Genomic DNA, 15,687 nt, shown 5'->3' on the forward strand with positions numbered 1-15,687 from the left:
CCCAGTGGCCTCTTTCATCGAACAAAATTCGCTTGAGAATATTCGGCTCCATGTTTCAAATGTACCAAACAACAAAGAGAACGTGAAGACCCACTCCACACCCGAAAAGTTATAAATTCTATTATGTCAAGAAAGGGTGTCCTTGCAAGCTCAAGCCTGCCAGGACACCCTTCCGCTTCCATTCAAACAGAGGCTGTTAAGAACGAATGGTCAAGCCGATCCACTTGTCACCGGCCTGAACCTTCTCCGCCCCGGACTCAGCTCCGAAGCTTACCTCGTTCACAAGCACATTCTCGCGCAGCACGTGTTCGAACGCCTGCAGCGCCGCTTCCGTCTCGGCGTCAACGTCCAGCACAAGCGAGACGCGCTGCTCGACCTTCAGATCGAGCTTCTTGCGCAGGTCCTGCACCGCGCGGATCACTTCGCGCACAAGCCCTTCCTGCTCCAGCTCCGGCGTGATGTCCGTGTTCAGCGCAACCGTCAGCCCGCTGCCGGACGCCGACGCGAAGCCCGGCTTCGCCTGCTTCTCGACGAGCAGCTCGTCGAGCGTCACAGCGAGCGCCTCGCCTTCGGCAGACGTATAGTTCAGAACGCCGCCCGTCACGACCGCGCGCGCCTCGTCCGCGCCGAAGCCCTTCAGCACGGCCTGGATCGGGCCGACGTGCTTGCCGTACTTCTTGCCGGCCGCCTTCAGGTTAAGCTTCAGGCTGAAGTCGACGAACCCGCTGTCATCCGTCACAATCGTCAGCTTCTTGACGTTGAGCTCATCCTTGATGATATCCTCGTAGCCGAGAGCGTCGAACTCTCCGCCAAGCGAGACGAGCAGCTCCGACAGCGGCTGGCGGTTCTTGATGCCGGCTTCGTTGCGCACGTTGCGCGCAAGCTCGACGATGTTGCGAGCCGTCTCCATGTCCCGCTCCAGCTTCTCGTCGATCTTCGACTCGTCGGCCTGCGGGTAATCCGCCAGGTGGACGCTCTCGCCGCCGCCCAGATTGCCGTAGATGTCCTCGGCGACGAACGGCGTATACGGCGCGATCAAGCGGGAGAGCGTCAGCAGCGCTTCGCGCAGCGTCTGATACGCGTTAATCTTGTCTTCCGTCAGGCCGCTTCCCCAGAAGCGGTCGCGGGAACGGCGAACGTACCAGTTGGACAGCTCGTCGATGCATTGCTCGATCGCCTTGGCTGGATTCAGGAAGTCGTTCGCCTCGAGCCCGCTTCGGACGGTCGCGATCAGCGAATTGACGCGGGACAGAATCCAGCGGTCCAGCTTGTTCGTCGACTCGCCGGCTTGATGAGCCGGGTTGCTTGGAACGTAGCCGTCGATCGTCGCATACAGCGCGTAGAACGCATGCGTGTTCACCAGCGTATCGATGACCTTGGACTTCGCTTCGCCGACGATTCCCCTCGAGAACCGCTTGCTGTTCCACGGCACGCTGTCGGCGAGCAGCGCCCACCGCAGCGCATCGGTTCCAGCCTCGTTGATGATGTCCCACGGATCGACGACATTGCCCTTGGACTTGCTCATCTTCTGCCCGTTCTCGTCGAGCACGTGCCCGGTCGAGATGACCGACTTGTACGGCGCCTTCCCGTTGTACAGCGTCGAGACGGCCAGCAGGCTGAAGAACCAGCCGCGCGTCTGGTCGATCCCTTCGCTGATGAAGTCGGCCGGATACTGCTCCGCGAACGTCTTCTCGTCGCCGAACGGATGATGGTACTGTGCGAACGGCATCGAGCCGCTGTCGAACCAGACGTCGATCACCTCCGGCGTACGGGTCATCGTGCCGCCGCATTCGCAGCGCAGCCGCACCTCGTCCACGTACGGCTTGTGCAGCTCCAGGTCCGCAGGCACGTCGCCGATCGCCAGCTCTCTCAGCTCGGCATGGCTGTGCGGCGCCTTCTCCTTGCCGCAGGTGTCGCACGTCCACACGTTAAGCGGCGTTCCCCAGTAGCGGTTGCGGCTGATGTTCCAGTCGACCAGTTCCTCGAGGAACTTGCCGAAGCGGCCGTCGCGCAGATGCTCCGGATACCACTTCACCGTCTTGTTGTTCGCGATCAATTGCTCCTTGACGGCGGTCGTGCGGATGAACCAGCTCTCCGTCGCATAATAGATCAGCGGGGTTTTGCAGCGCCAGCAGAACGGATAGCTGTGCTCGTATCTCTCCTTATGGTAGAGCAAGCCGCGCTCGGACAGCTTCCGGACGATCTCGATGTCGACCTCGGGGTCCTTCACGAAGCGGCCGGCCATGTCCGTGACCGCATCGGTGTAACGCCCTTCGCCGTTCACCACCATCAGCATCGGAATGCCGTGCTGCCGCGCCACGCGATAGTCGTCGTCGCCGTGCGCCGGCGCGATATGGACGATGCCGGTGCCGCTCGAATCGCTGACGTAATCGGCGTCGATGATCCGGTACGCGTTCTCCACAACCACATAGGGGAAGAGCGGCTCGTACTCCAGTCCGACCAACTCGCTGCCCTTGACCGTTCCGAGCGGCTCGTAGTCGCCCTTCAGCACCTTCTCGGCAAGCGTTCCGGCGAGGATAAGCACTTCCTCCCCTTGCTTCACGCGCACATAGTCGATGTCCGGGTGTACGGCGAGCGCCACATTGCCCGGCAGCGTCCAAGGCGTCGTCGTCCAAGCCAGCGCATACTCGCCGCTCTTCTTCAGCTTGAACTTCGCCGTCGCCGACAGGTCCTTGACGTCCTCGTAGCCTTGCGCGACCTCGTGCGAGCTGAGCGTCGTCTGGCAGTCCGGGCAGTACGGGCTGACGCGGTGCCCGCGGTAGAGCAGACCCTTGTCGTGGATCGTCGCGAGGATGTTCCAGACGCTCTCGATGTAACGGTTGTCGAGCGTGATGTACGGATTGTCGAGATCGGTCCAGTAGCCGATCGCCGCCGTCAGCTCGCGCCATTGCCGCTCGTACTCGAACACGCTCTCCTTGCACTTCTTGATGAACGGCTCAACGCCGTAATTCTCGATCTCCTGCTTGCCGGAGATGCCGAGCTGCTTCTCGACGCCAAGCTCGACCGGCAGCCCGTGCGTGTCCCAGCCCGCCTTGCGGATGACGCGGTAGCCGGACATCGTCTTGTAGCGGCTCATGAAGTCCTTGATAACGCGGCCAAGCACGTGCCCGATGTGAGGCTTGCCGTTCGCCGTCGGCGGCCCTTCGTAGAACACGAAGTTAGGCGCTTCCTTGCGATTGTCGATGGACTTCCTGAACGTATCTTCCTTATTCCACTTATCCAGCACGCGAAGCTCGCGGGCTCTCGCTTTCTCTTTGACGTCAACGCGGTTCATGTCACCAGCCACCCTCTTCGGAAAATAAATAAAACCCCGCCCCTGGCAAAAGGGACGAGGTTAATTCTCGCGATACCACCCTTGTTCCGACGTCTGCCAATCACGAGGATTGCGGGACTTCGGCACTTGAGAACGCGGCGTTATCGCGCCGCGCGCCCCCATTAACGGAGGGGAAGCCGTTCTCGCTTAGCGGATCGCGCCGTCTTGGGCACAAGCCGTTCGGCGAGCCGTCTCGGGGAGGATATGCCGCCTTCGCTTCACGCTGGCTCGCACCGGCCGCCAGCTCTCTGGGATCGGCTCATGGGGCACTTGTTCCCGTCAAGGACTTTCGCTTATCGTTTGCTTCCCTTCTTTATAACTCTTCTCGGGCCGTTTGTCAATTCGTGCAGAAGCCCGGCGAGAGCCCCGAAGAGTTACAGATAGAGCTACAGACTGCCCGAGCCTTCGCGAAGGCGCGACTCGCTGCTGTCCAGCGAATCCCAGCCGTCCTGGCTGAGCAGCTCCATCTGCGATTCGATCAGAGCGCGGAAGCGGGCGCGGTAGATCGCGGCCTGCTTCTTGAGCTCCTCGGCTTCCATCGCGATCTTGCGGCTCTTGACGAGCGAATCGTTGATGATCCGGTCGGCATTCTTCTCCGCTTCCTTCACGATGAGCTGGGCTTCCTTCTTCGCGTTGTTCTTGAGCTCGTCGGCCGCTTCCTGCGCGACGATGATCGTCTTGCTCAGCGTCTCTTCGATGTTGGCGAAGTGGCCGAGCTTCTCCTGAACGGTGCCAAGCTGGCTCTGCAGCTCCTTGTTCTCGCGGATAAGCAATTCGTAGTCCTTGATGATCTGATCCAGGAATTCGTTAACCTCGTCCTCATCATATCCTCGCAGACGCTTGCCGAATTCCTTGTTATGAATGTCCAGTGGAGTAAGTGGCATGAGCGTACCTCCCGTTTCTTTGTCCGTATGTATCGGTTAACCCGCTTCTATACCTTCATTTCGACGGAAGATGCTATTTTCCTCCTTCCTCCTGTCCCGATTACACAAATTTCCCGATCCGCACCCGAATTCTTCCGCTCTTGGATACGCCGTCGATCGCAAGCACCTTGAAGCGGCCGAAGCCCTTCATCGAGACGATGTCGCCCTCCCGAAGCTGAGCGGAAGGGTCCTCCGCCGGCTTCCAGTTGACGCGGCATCGTCCCGCGCGGATCGGGTCCATAATCTTCGCCCGGCTGAGCCGGAACGCATCGCTCGCCACGCCGTCCAGCCGCAGCGAAGCGACGGACAGCGCCATCTCCTCCAGCTCGGGCCTCACCGCCTTCAGTCCGTCAAGCCCGATGACCGAGGCGCGCACCTCGACCCGATGCGCCTGGCGCAAGTGCCCGGTCAGGAAGTCGCCGATCTCCTCGGCGATCAGCACATGGCAGCCGTCCTCCCGGGGATGAATATCCCCGATCTTGTCCCTCTTCATTCCAAGGCCGAGCAGCGCGCCGAGATAGTCGCCATGGTCGAGCTCGCCGATCCGGCGATCGTCGGAGACGATGTCCAGCACCCCGATTCCGATCGGCTCGTCCTCCAGAGGCCGATAATCCGGCGCGACGATAGCCCGCCGGCGCTCGGCGTCCTCGCCGCCCCCGTCGAGACGAATCGCGACATCAGGATGCTTGTTGGCCAGCGTAAACAAAATATGCGCCTGGCGCGGATCGAGAAAGTCGGTACGCCGAACTTGATGAAGCTCGGCGGCCCGCTCGACCCACTCCCAGGCGCGATCGACGAACGACTTCTCATCGGGATGGAAATGTTCGTAGATATCGGCATGCGGCATGCTTGATCGTTCCCTTTCCCAGCGTGCGGTCGGCGTGATCAGACGAACACGTCGAGCACGGTTTTAAGGCCCATGACGACGAACTGCAGCGCGATCAGGGCGATGATCGGAGAGATATCCAGAATGCCGCCGATCGGCGGAATGAACCTGCGGAAGATCGACAGATAAGGCTCGACGATCTTGCCCAGCAGTTCGCCGACGAAGCTGGTCTTCACAGCCGGCACCCAAGACATCAGCACGTAGATCAGAATCATGTAGAAGTACACCTGGTACACAAAATCGATAATCTTGAACACTTCGCTCAACTCGAGGTCACCTCGTCTTGGTATAGTCGGCGTCCTCTCCCAGCATCTCCGATATGGTTCCCGAAATCTCCACCGAATCCGGCGTGCACATGAAAATATTCGGGCCAAGCTTGGAGATGTGTCCGCCCAGAGCGTATACGGTTCCGCTCAGGAAGTCGACGATCCGCACCGCCTGCTCCCTGCGTACGCGCTGCAGGTTGATCACGATGCTTCTTCTGGACTTCAAGTGGTCGGCGATCTCCTGCGCCTCGTCGTAAGTGCGAGGCTCGGTGAGCACGACCCGGGCGTTCTTCTGGGAATGAATACTGACGACATTGTTCTTACTCGTATGTTTACGGGTCTCAAACGGAGTGGTTTCAACTTCTTGTTCGTCTTCCACGCCATAACTCTCGTCGCGATCGGCCGGAGCTTCCTCCTCCTGAAGTCCCAGGTAGTTCAAAAATTTGTTCATCACGCTCATTAACGGTCCCTCCCTTATTGGCCGATCCGGATCGATCCCATGCGACCGAGAATCAGGCTTCCTCTTCTTCCTTACCCACCAAGACGGTTCCGAGACGAACCCAGGTAGCGCCTTCTTCGATCGCCACCTCGAAGTCCCCCGACATGCCCATCGACAATTCCGCAAGCTCGTTCCCGAACACACCGCCAGCATTAAGCTTGTCCTTCAGCAGCCGGAGCTCCCGGAATACCGGGCGAGCCTCTTCGGCTTCCAGCTCGATCGGCGCCATCGTCATGAGTCCGATCGGACGAATATGGCGCAGCGGACGGATCGCTGCGGCGAAGTCCGCCGCCTCGTTCGGGCTCAGGCCGTGCTTGGACTCCTCGCCGGACACGTTCACCTGCACGAAACAAGGAACGACGATGCCGAGCGCGGACGCCCGCTTCTCGATCTCCTCCGCCAGCGACAGCCGATCGAGAGAATGAATATAATCGAACCGACCGACGACCTCCCTGACCTTCTTGGTCTGCAGCGAGCCGATGAAGTGGAACGAGGCTTGTCCGCGAAGAAGGTTCCACTTCTCCTCCGACGCCGGCCAGCGGTTCTCTCCAAGCTGGGTAATTCCTTGTTCGACGACGGCGCGGGCCGCGGCGGCGGACACGTACTTCGTGACGGCGACAACGCGCACATCCTCCCGCTTCCTTCCGCTGCGCTCGCAAGCGGCCGCGATTCTTCTGTCCACTTCCGTAATGCGGTCTGCCAACGCCATGAAGCTTATCCCCTCTTCAGTCCGAGCCAGCTCATCATGCGGCCGGTCGCGCCCTTCTCCTTGCGGTGCGAGAAGAAGAGGTCGGTGCGACAGCCTGTGCACCATGTTGACAATTCGATGCGGCTCGGCAAAATTCCTGCTTTTATCATAAGGTGTCGGTTAAATTCTTTCAAGTTTATCCGGGCTCGCCCTTCTTTGACATCCAGAACCAAGGAAGCGGCTCCCTCCTGAAGATAGCCGTCGAGTTCTGCGGCAAGCGGCCTGACATGCTTCAGAACGGCCTCGTCGACCTCGTAGCAGCAGGCTCCGATCGAAGGGCCGACGGCTGCCAGCAGCCGCTCCGGCTTCGTTCCGTACAGGCGGCCCATCGCCTCGACCGTTGCGGCCGCAACGTCCGCTGCGGTTCCCTTCCAGCCGGCGTGCGCCAGTCCGATCGCATTCGCCTCGGGATCGTAGAAGTAGAGCGGCACGCAATCGGCGAAGAACATCGTCAGCAGAGCCTCCGGCTCGCGGGTCACGAGCGCATCCGCATCCGGTATCGCGGACTCCCGATCCAGTCGGCCGCGTCCCGCATCCTTCGCGCTCACTTCGTATACACGGCTGCCGTGAACCTGCTCCGCGCACGTCCAAGCCTCGAACGGCCGGCCGAGCGTCTCCGTTACCCTCCTGCGGTTCGCGATCACATCCTCCGGGCTGTCGCCGACGTGAAGCGCCGTATTCAGCGAATGCCGAGGCTCCGCGCTGACACCCCCGTGCCGGGTCGAGAAGCCGGCGGTCAGCCCCCAGCGGCTCTCCCACGCTTCCAGATGAAGCAGCTCCGCGGAACCTTGCGGCCTCTGTGGACGAATAAACGGTTCCATAAGCGATTCACCTCCCGACACCAAGTGTATCACAGCCCGCCTCATTTGGGAAAAGAAAGGAATCGAACGCTAGCGTCCGATTCCCTCCATCTCCTCCGTCTTGTAAGCCTTCGCATCGTCCAGCCTGACGAGCACGACGTCCGCTCCGATCTTCACGATATTGCGCCACGGAATGATCACGTCGTTCCCTCCCCCGAACATGCCGAAGAATCGGCTCACCGTCGGCACCACGATGGAATCGATTCTTCCTTGACGCAGATCGAGTTCCAGGTCGGTCACCTGACCGAGTTTTCTGCCGTCCACGATGTTGATGACGTCCTTCGTCTGGAAATCGGATATTTTCATCAACGTCCCCGCCTTTCCCAGCCGGCGCTCCTTAAGACCTACACCCTTCCCCTTCATTATATGTGCCTAGTCCCGAAAATGTACGGTAAAAAAGAACGAGGCTTGCGCAGCGTTCCCGCCGCCTAAGCCTCGCTTCGCATGCGCGTATCCGACATGCGCTTAAATTACGTCTTGACGTGCTTCTGCATCTGCTGGATGGCGGATTTCTCGAGCCTGGACACCTGCGCTTGCGAGATCCCGATCTCGTCGGCGACCTCCATCTGCGTCTTGCCTTCGAAGAACCTCATCGACAGGATCATCTTCTCCCGATCGTTAAGCTTGCGCATCGCTTCCCGAAGCGCGATCTCCTCGATCCATTGAATGTCCTTGTTGCGTTCGTCGCTGATCTGGTCCATGACGAAGATCGGATCTCCTCCGTCGTGGTAGATCGGCTCGAACAGGGATACCGGGTCCTGGATTGCATCAAGCGCGAACACGATATCCTCCTTCGGCACGTTCAGCACCTCGGAGATCTCGAGAATCGTCGGTTCCCGCGAATGCTGGTTCGTCAACTGATCGCGAATCTGCAGCGCCTTGTATGCGATATCCCTAAGGCTTCTGGATACCCGAATCGGATTGTTGTCGCGCAGGTAGCGGCGGATCTCGCCGATAATCATCGGCACCGCGTACGTCGAGAAGCGCACGTTCTGGCCCAGATCGAAGTTGTCGATCGCCTTCATGAGGCCGATGCAGCCGACCTGGAACAGATCGTCGACGAACTCTCCGCGGTTGTTGAATCGTTGGATGACGCTAAGCACGAGACGCAAGTTGCCGTTGACCAACTTCTCCCGTGCTTCCAATTCCCCACGGGTCTGCAGAGCGAGAAACAACTCCCTCATTTCGGCGTTCGTAAGTACAGGCAGCTTGGAGGTGTCCACTCCACAAATCTCCACTTTGTTGCGGGTCAAGGCGATTCCTCCCGGGGAGCAGCGTTACTGACAAGTATCTCCGCGGCAGGTATTTTTATTCGAGCAAGCTTTTTATCCGGTCAGGCGATTTTATTCGGTCACACCATCTTGTTGAATTCCTTGCGCAATCGCTTGATGATCCGCTTCTCCAATCTCGAGATGTACGATTGCGAGATCCCGAGCAGGTCGGCGACATCCTTCTGCGTCTTCTCTTCGCCGTCCGCAAGTCCGAAGCGCAGCTCCATGATCGTCCGCTCCCGCTCGGTTAACTTGTCGAGCGCCTTGTGGAGCAGCTTGCGGTCCACCTGCTCCTCGATGTTGCGATAGATCGTGTCGTTCTCGGTGCCGAGCACATCCGAGAGCAGAAGCTCATTGCCGTCCCAGTCGATGTTCAGCGGCTCGTCGAAGCTGACTTCCGTGCGGGTCTTGCTGTTGCGGCGCAGATACATCAGAATCTCGTTCTCGATGCAGCGGGAGGCGTAAGTGGCCAGCTTGATTTTTTTCTCGGGATCGAACGTGTTGACCGCCTTGATCAGTCCGATCGCCCCGATCGAGACGAGATCCTCGATATGGATGCCCGTGTTCTCGAACTTGCGCGCGATATAGACGACCAGCCTCAGGTTGCGTTCGATCAGCATCGCCCGGATCGCGGCATCTCCGGAAGGAAGCCGCTCGAGCAGATACTCCTCTTCCTCCCTTGAGAGCGGGGGAGGAAGCGCTTCGCTGCCCCCGATGTAATACACTTCCTCGCTCTTCCATCCGAACCGGAATAACAGGCGATAGAACGTCAACTGGGACATCAGCTTTAACTTCACATACATTTCGTCAGCCTCCTGTCACGCGGGTTGGGACGGAATCGACGGCGTGCTGTCCGTCATTCCCAAGTCTGGATGAACGATAGCGCGATAGGTTCCATCCGGCGAGATAGAGCCTCCGTCCATTCCGATGAGCACCCGTCGATAGATTCGCTCCTGAGAGCCGAGCACGATCGCGACAGAGTCCGGCTTGATAGCAAGCAGCAAGCGCGAGACTCCGTTCAAGCTTCGATAAGGAATAAGACGAAGCCGGTCCCCCCACGGGAACTCGGCCTCGCCCGAGCCGTCCAGTTCGGCGATCAATCGATCCGCCGGCTCGTTCTGGATACGCTGCGCCCATCCGGAGGGAAGCTTATCCTTCCAGATGGAAGCCTCCATCATCATGACGGGAATTCTTGTCAGGGGATCGTACAGCCGATTGCCGGTGTCCACCAGCCCGCGGCAGCTCCAGCGCTCTCCGTCCACCGTCACGACAACGTCTACCAGCAAAGCCTCAAGCTTCATCTGCTGCTCCGTCGCCGCCGATGCGCCCCGGAACAGCCAGGCCGACAAGCCGAACGCCGCCGCGAAGAGGCCGAGCTGCATCTGCCAGCCGAGGAGCAGCCCGCCGTCCTCCGTCAACGTCATGCCTTCCCACGGACTGCCCGACCTGGCGAGCAGGAACGAGGTGCCGATTACGCCTCCAAGCGTGGCGAAGTTCACCACATAGAAAGCGACGAATAGACGCACGAAGCGAAGCGCTCCCCCGTACCCGAACGCGCACAAGAGCATAAGCACCGACACCAGCAGTTTGCCGGCGAAGGAATACAAATACGGCACGCTCACCAAGAACATAAGCGCGGCATACGCCGCCCCCAGCGCCGATGACAGCGCCACCCTTCGCCGTTTAGGCCGCAGCTTCCTCACCTTCGCCGTAAGCAGAAGCACGGTCCCGTCCACGGCAAGATTCGTAAGGAAGACCAGATCTACGTATACGGTCATTAAGGATCGCCATCCTTTATCGCCCCGGAGCCGCTTGCGGTCAAGGCCGGGATGGATGAACCCAGTATAATCCGTTTGATTCTCGGTGTCTGTCTATTCGTGACGCCCTGACTGCTGTTTTTTTGTCGTAGCTCCGGACACCTCAAGGCACATGTCGACAAACCTCTTCTCCATCACGCCCCCCAGTATCCGCTCCGCTCCGTCTCGCGCCTATCAACCATCGCCTGCTATTCCGTCTCCTATCGTTCTCTTATCCCCCCACTCCCCCGCCCTCCCCATAATACTTCGCAAACCGATTAGGCCCCTTCTCCCCTTCGCTCAGGCCCCTCCAATCTCATTCACGGAGAATCCACCCCGTGACTTCCATCGACTCCAGCGTCATGCAGCAAGGCGCTATCCCCCTTCTGCGCGCTTATGCCTCTTCTTCCCATTGCTCAGGAACCTATTGGATCTTCGCCGCACCCCGACCGCCGCCGGGTGATCCCCACTCCTTCCCCTCCTGAACGAGCGGGTGAGGAGACCTAATGCCGCCAGAGGGGGAAAAGGTGCGGGGGGAGAAGGTACGGGAGAAGGAGGTGCCGCGTACCGGATGCATGGCAATTGATCGCTAGGCGTTGTGCGCGGCGCTCCTCTCCCGCTCCGTGAGCCCATTTTGCCCTCTGATCCGCCGGCTGTTGCGATTTTATGCGGTTTTTCACATTCATCGGTTTGAATGAGCCGCCATCTCGGCGTTTTATGTGATTTTTAGCCTGCATACGGCAACGGAAGCCGGAGTTTTCTCTATATAGGCTATTTTTCACATAGAATCGTCCAACCTGTCCGTTATCGCGCCGCTCGAATGTGAAATTTCACATAACCCCCTCCTATCCGGCGAGTCCGGCGAGGTGCCCGGCCCCCCCTCCCGCACGATCCTAAATGGGCTGCCCCAAAACTCATAGATTCTTAGATGTTGGAATGAGTACAAACGATCCTGTTTAGAGGAGGGTAAAATGATGCCAAAGTCCTATAAGGACTTTCTTCGCGACATTGGAGGAGAGAGCGCGTGTTTCGAATATTTCCATCAATGCCGCTGGCCCTCCGCCTATCGCTGCCCGGCTTGCGGCTGCGCCGATCGTTACACCATCTCTTCGCGGAGGCTGCCGCTCTACGAGTGCGTCCGCTGTCGGCATCAAGCTTCCGTCATTTCGGGAACGATTCCGGAAGGCACTCGGACTTCTCTGCCCTTCGATGCTTCGGAATACTCGGCACTCGGCCTTACGTGGGACAAATCTATCGCTGTCCTGAGCGACGGGGAGAAGATAGATAATGCTTCTGGAGGAGGATGCTGTCAGAGAAACAGCGAGTTAGCCGGAGCGGGATGGAGGTGGAGTGAAGGGGGGTGGAGAGGCGCCGGAGGCGAGGTAAGGAGCAGACTCGACAGGTATAGATAATCTTGGGAGGGGGGCGATCCGGCGCCGCAAAAGCAAAAGCCTATCTCCACAAAGAGATAGGCTGATGGGCCGAGCAATGGGAATCGTTTACAGCAATCCGGTCGGATCAACGATCGCCCCGCGGGCGATTCCGGAGGAACGCCGGGATGTCCAGTTGATCGCTGCCCGCGTTGTTGCTGCCGAACGGGCGAAGCGAGCTGTTGCCGGCGGAACGGGAGTCATGCGATTCCTGGGCCGCCGAAGAAGAGTGGTGCTGAGGCGCCTGCTGCTGCGACGGAGCGGCGAACCCGCGGCGCGCAGAGGGCGACGGACGGTGCTCGAAGCCGGTTGCGATGACGGTGACCTTGATCTCGTCCTTCAGGCTGTCGTCGATGCTGGCGCCGAAGATCATGTTGACTTCGGGATCGGAAGCGGAGATGACGATCTCCGCCGCTTCGTTGACTTCGAACAGCGACAGGTTCGAGCCTCCGGTGATGTTCATGATGATGCCGCGAGCGCCTTCGATGGACGTCTCCAGAAGCGGGCTCATGATCGCCTTCTTGGCCGCTTCCATCGCGCGGTTCTCGCCGCTCGCCACGCCGATGCCCATCAGCGCCGAGCCGCGCTCGGTCATGATCGTCTTCACGTCCGCGAAGTCGAGATTGATGAGGCCCGGAACCGCGATCAGGTCCGAGATGCCTTGCACGGCTTGCTTCAGCACGTTATCCGCTTCGCGGAAAGCTTCCATCATCGGCGTCTTCTTGTCGACGATCTCGAGCAGGCGATCGTTCGGAATGACGATAAGGGTGTCGACCTTCTCTTTGAGCGCTTCGATGCCTTGGTCGGCTTGGGTGGAGCGCTTGCGGCCCTCGAAGGTGAACGGGCGGGTTACGACGCCGACCGTCAGGGCGCCGCATTCCTTCGCCAGCTCGGCGATGACGGGAGCGGCTCCCGTGCCGGTGCCGCCTCCCATGCCCGCGGTGACGAACACCATGTCGGAGCCGCGAAGCGAATTCATGATTCCCTCGCGGGATTCTTCAGCCGCCTTCTTGCCGACCTCCGGGTTCGCTCCGGCGCCGAGGCCGCGAGTCAGCTTGTCACCGATCTGGAGCTTCTGCTCCGACTTCGTCAAATGAAGGGCTTGGGCGTCCGTGTTGACGGTAATAAATTCGACGCCCTTGACCCCGTTCTCGATCATTCGGTTTACCGCGTTGCTGCCGCCGCCCCCGACACCGATTACTTTAATTTTAGCGAGCGGTTCCATCTCCAAATCAAACTCCAACATAATTAGTAATTCCTCCTCGCATCGCTTTGCCGAGACAACCGTAAGCGGCGGCTTATATGAATTCCTTGAACATGTTCTTGACCCATTCGAATACGCCTGGCTTGGATGCAGCGGCAGGGCTTGCGGCACTCTTGCTCTTCGCAGCCTTCTTCGGGCCAGACGAGCTTCCGCGATAGCGAACGTACTTCGTCACGTATTGAATCATGCCGACTCCGCTGCTGTAAGAGGGGTCGCGAACCCCGATAAAGTCCGGCACCGCGATGCGCACGCTGGACTCCAGCTCGACCTGCGCAAGCGACAAGACGCCCGGCATCGTAACCGATCCGCCCGTCAGGACATAACCATTAAGCTTGTCCAAGTGCCCCAGCCTCTTGACCTCCTGACGAATCATCTGGAAGATCTCCTGCATGCGAGGCTCGATGATCGCAGCCAGATCGGCCTGCGAGAATTCCTTCTCCGCATTCGTGCCCACCCGCATGACCTTGAAGGCGACGTCGGGTGCGGCGTCATCGATCCGCGCGCAGCCGTACTTGAGCTTGATCATCTCCGCATGCTCGGTCTGGGTCTTAAGTCCGTAGCAGATATCGCTCGTTACGTAATCTCCGCCGATCGGAAGCGTAGAGACGGCCGCCAGGCTGCCGCCTTCGAAGATCGCGATCGTCGTGGCGCCCGCGCCGATATCGGCAAGCACGGTCCCCATCATCTTCTCGTCCTTCGTCAAGGCCATCATCCCGGAAGCGAGAGACATCAGGACGATGCCGGACGGCGCAATGCGCAGACCTGCCTTCTCGACGCAGCGCATCAAGTTATGTACGGCAGCCTTCGTTCCCGTAATGATCGTGCATTCGACTTCCAGACGAACCCCGATCATCCCGCGCGGGTCTTGAATGCCCGTCAATCCGTCGACGAGGAACTGCTTCGGCAAGAGCCCGATAATCTCCCGTTCCGGAGGGAGCGCAACCACCTTGGCCGCTTGCAAAACCCGTTCGATGTCCTCTTCGCCGATCTCCCTGTCCTCGTTCGAGACGGCGACAACACCGTGATTGCTCTGTAGCGCGATATGATTGCCGGCAATGCCGACGTAAACTTCACTGATCGAAATTCCAACCATGCGTTCCGCATGATCGACAGCGCTTCGGATCGATTGAACGGTTTGGTCAATATCCACGATGGCGCCCTTGCGAATCCCATCGGAATTCGCGGAACCTACGCCAATAATGTTAATGGCCCCGTTGCTGATTTCCCCGATAATCACCCGGACTTTCGACGTGCCGATGTCCAGGCTGACGATGAGGTCGTTGCTACTCAACCGGTGGCACCTCCAATTGGTCGATGAAAATAGCTGGGAAATGGGAGGCTTTCTCTAGTAAAGCCGCTAGTTATGCCTCTACTCATTCATCTACTCATTTCAATATTCCTATACTTATTCAACGCCTAAGAGGTTTTCCCTCTTTTTTCAACAAAAATTTTCATTAATTTTCACTACCAAATCTGTAACTCACAAAAAGGGAACCACTCGTTGCCGATACATGAGATTTTAACATTGATTAACCCTCTTGAGTAGAGTCCTTTTCCTTAAGTTTGCCCGTTAGTTTGGGCGCTCAGAGCCTTTTGCTACTCATTTTCTGCCGAATAGGGCATGTACGTGTCCGCTTCCAGCAGCACGACCCTGCCCGGCTCCCGATTCTCTACGATCTCGCTCAGCAATCCCAGCTTGCCGGCCAGTCGTCCGACAGTCGTCACAACCTCGAACTTCGATCTTGTATACAGCTTGATCCGATCCGGATACGCGTTCGACGGATCGGGCGAGATCTGCGACAGATCGCTGAGCAGACCGGCCTCCATGCCGCCCAGCGTCGTGCACAGGGAAGCCCGATTTGCATCCCCCTGCTTCCAGCCCGTGAGGATGGGCATGTCCGGCAGTGCTTCTCCCTTCGCCAGCGGCACGGCAAGCCCGTTCGATAGAACGATCAGCATGTTGCCTTCTCCGTCCATCTCCAGCGCCACTTCCTTGTATTCCTGAACCGTTATCTCGAGTCTGCCGGGGAACTTCTTGACGACGCCGACCTTCTCGACCGTCTGAAGCTGCCCGATCTTCTTCTCGAGCTCCTTCGTGTCGGTCGTGAAGAACGAATCGTCCAAGCGGGCTCCGGAAGCTTGTACGATCTCGTCCTGCGTGGCGTGCAAGGTTGTCCCGCTTACGTTGATCTCGGTAATCTTCGAGAGGTTCGATCGGAAGAACAGGAAGATTGCTAGAAGGAGAAACAAAAAAACGACAATCCAAAGAAGCTTGCGCCCTCGCCGCTTCTCTGCGGCTCCCCGCGTCTCGGCATGATTCGGCTTCAAGGCGGGAATCCGTTCCGACATGATCGAATCTCCCCTCCGCTGTTAAAGTTACAGGGACCATACTGTCCCGTTTAGAAAAAAT

15 protein-coding genes are annotated in these 15,687 nt (G+C 58.9%); 1 reads left to right on the top strand and 14 read right to left on the bottom strand.

What is annotated here, in order from left to right; genetic code table 11:
• Positions 1-196: 196 nt before the first annotated feature.
• The 11 genes from ileS to spoIIGA all read right to left on the bottom strand — a co-directional run bounded on the left by ileS (position 197) and on the right by spoIIGA (position 10,565).
• A complete protein-coding gene (ileS, locus tag E6C55_RS21200; RefSeq protein WP_136371825.1) occupies positions 197-3,295 on the bottom strand; it encodes an isoleucine--tRNA ligase in 3,099 nt (1,032 codons plus the stop codon).
• A gap of 425 nt (positions 3,296-3,720) precedes the next feature.
• Entirely contained in the window at positions 3,721-4,218 is a 498-nt protein-coding gene (locus E6C55_RS21205) for a DivIVA domain-containing protein (RefSeq protein WP_136371826.1), read from the bottom strand.
• A 100-nt stretch (positions 4,219-4,318) separates the two neighbouring features.
• Complete coding sequence (locus E6C55_RS21210; protein WP_136371827.1) at positions 4,319-5,104, bottom strand: YlmH family RNA-binding protein; 786 nt, start codon at positions 5,102-5,104, stop codon at positions 4,319-4,321.
• Positions 5,105-5,142: 38 nt separating this feature from the next.
• Positions 5,143-5,409, bottom strand: coding sequence for a YggT family protein (locus E6C55_RS21215; RefSeq protein ID WP_136371828.1), 267 nt, complete (start codon positions 5,407-5,409; stop codon positions 5,143-5,145).
• Positions 5,410-5,416: 7 nt separating this feature from the next.
• On the bottom strand, positions 5,417-5,869 hold the full coding sequence (locus E6C55_RS21220) for a cell division protein SepF (protein ID WP_136371829.1): 453 nt from the start codon (positions 5,867-5,869) through the stop codon (positions 5,417-5,419).
• Positions 5,870-5,921: 52 nt separating this feature from the next.
• A complete protein-coding gene (locus tag E6C55_RS21225) occupies positions 5,922-6,617 on the bottom strand; it encodes a YggS family pyridoxal phosphate-dependent enzyme (protein WP_136371830.1) in 696 nt (231 codons plus the stop codon).
• Between the two features lie 5 nt (positions 6,618-6,622).
• Complete coding sequence (gene pgeF / locus E6C55_RS21230) at positions 6,623-7,477, bottom strand: peptidoglycan editing factor PgeF (RefSeq protein WP_136371831.1); 855 nt, start codon at positions 7,475-7,477, stop codon at positions 6,623-6,625.
• A 69-nt stretch (positions 7,478-7,546) separates the two neighbouring features.
• Complete coding sequence (locus E6C55_RS21235; protein WP_136371832.1) at positions 7,547-7,822, bottom strand: YlmC/YmxH family sporulation protein; 276 nt, start codon at positions 7,820-7,822, stop codon at positions 7,547-7,549.
• A gap of 164 nt (positions 7,823-7,986) precedes the next feature.
• Positions 7,987-8,769, bottom strand: a complete 783-nt coding sequence (sigG, locus tag E6C55_RS21240; protein ID WP_136371833.1) for an RNA polymerase sporulation sigma factor SigG — start codon at positions 8,767-8,769, stop codon at positions 7,987-7,989.
• Between the two features lie 98 nt (positions 8,770-8,867).
• Positions 8,868-9,590, bottom strand: coding sequence for an RNA polymerase sporulation sigma factor SigE (gene sigE / locus E6C55_RS21245; protein ID WP_136371834.1), 723 nt, complete (start codon positions 9,588-9,590; stop codon positions 8,868-8,870).
• 15 nt (positions 9,591-9,605) lie between these two features.
• On the bottom strand, positions 9,606-10,565 hold the full coding sequence (spoIIGA, locus tag E6C55_RS21250; RefSeq protein ID WP_136371835.1) for a sigma-E processing peptidase SpoIIGA: 960 nt from the start codon (positions 10,563-10,565) through the stop codon (positions 9,606-9,608).
• A gap of 992 nt (positions 10,566-11,557) precedes the next feature.
• Here spoIIGA and E6C55_RS35100 point away from each other — a divergent pair.
• On the top strand, positions 11,558-11,995 hold the full coding sequence (locus tag E6C55_RS35100; protein ID WP_136371836.1) for a transposase: 438 nt from the start codon (positions 11,558-11,560) through the stop codon (positions 11,993-11,995).
• 106 nt (positions 11,996-12,101) lie between these two features.
• On the opposite strand, the gene ftsZ is transcribed toward E6C55_RS35100, so the two are convergent.
• The 3 genes from ftsZ to E6C55_RS21270 all read right to left on the bottom strand — a co-directional run bounded on the left by ftsZ (position 12,102) and on the right by E6C55_RS21270 (position 15,626).
• On the bottom strand, positions 12,102-13,259 hold the full coding sequence (ftsZ, locus tag E6C55_RS21260; protein ID WP_136371837.1) for a cell division protein FtsZ: 1,158 nt from the start codon (positions 13,257-13,259) through the stop codon (positions 12,102-12,104).
• A gap of 52 nt (positions 13,260-13,311) precedes the next feature.
• On the bottom strand, positions 13,312-14,568 hold the full coding sequence (ftsA, locus tag E6C55_RS21265; protein WP_136371838.1) for a cell division protein FtsA: 1,257 nt from the start codon (positions 14,566-14,568) through the stop codon (positions 13,312-13,314).
• A 305-nt stretch (positions 14,569-14,873) separates the two neighbouring features.
• Entirely contained in the window at positions 14,874-15,626 is a 753-nt protein-coding gene (locus E6C55_RS21270; protein ID WP_136371839.1) for a cell division protein FtsQ/DivIB, read from the bottom strand.
• Between the last annotated feature and the right edge of the window lie 61 nt (positions 15,627-15,687).

The organism is Cohnella fermenti, assembly GCF_004801405.1.
In the GTDB taxonomy this organism is placed as follows: domain Bacteria; phylum Bacillota; class Bacilli; order Paenibacillales; family Paenibacillaceae; genus Cohnella; species Cohnella fermenti.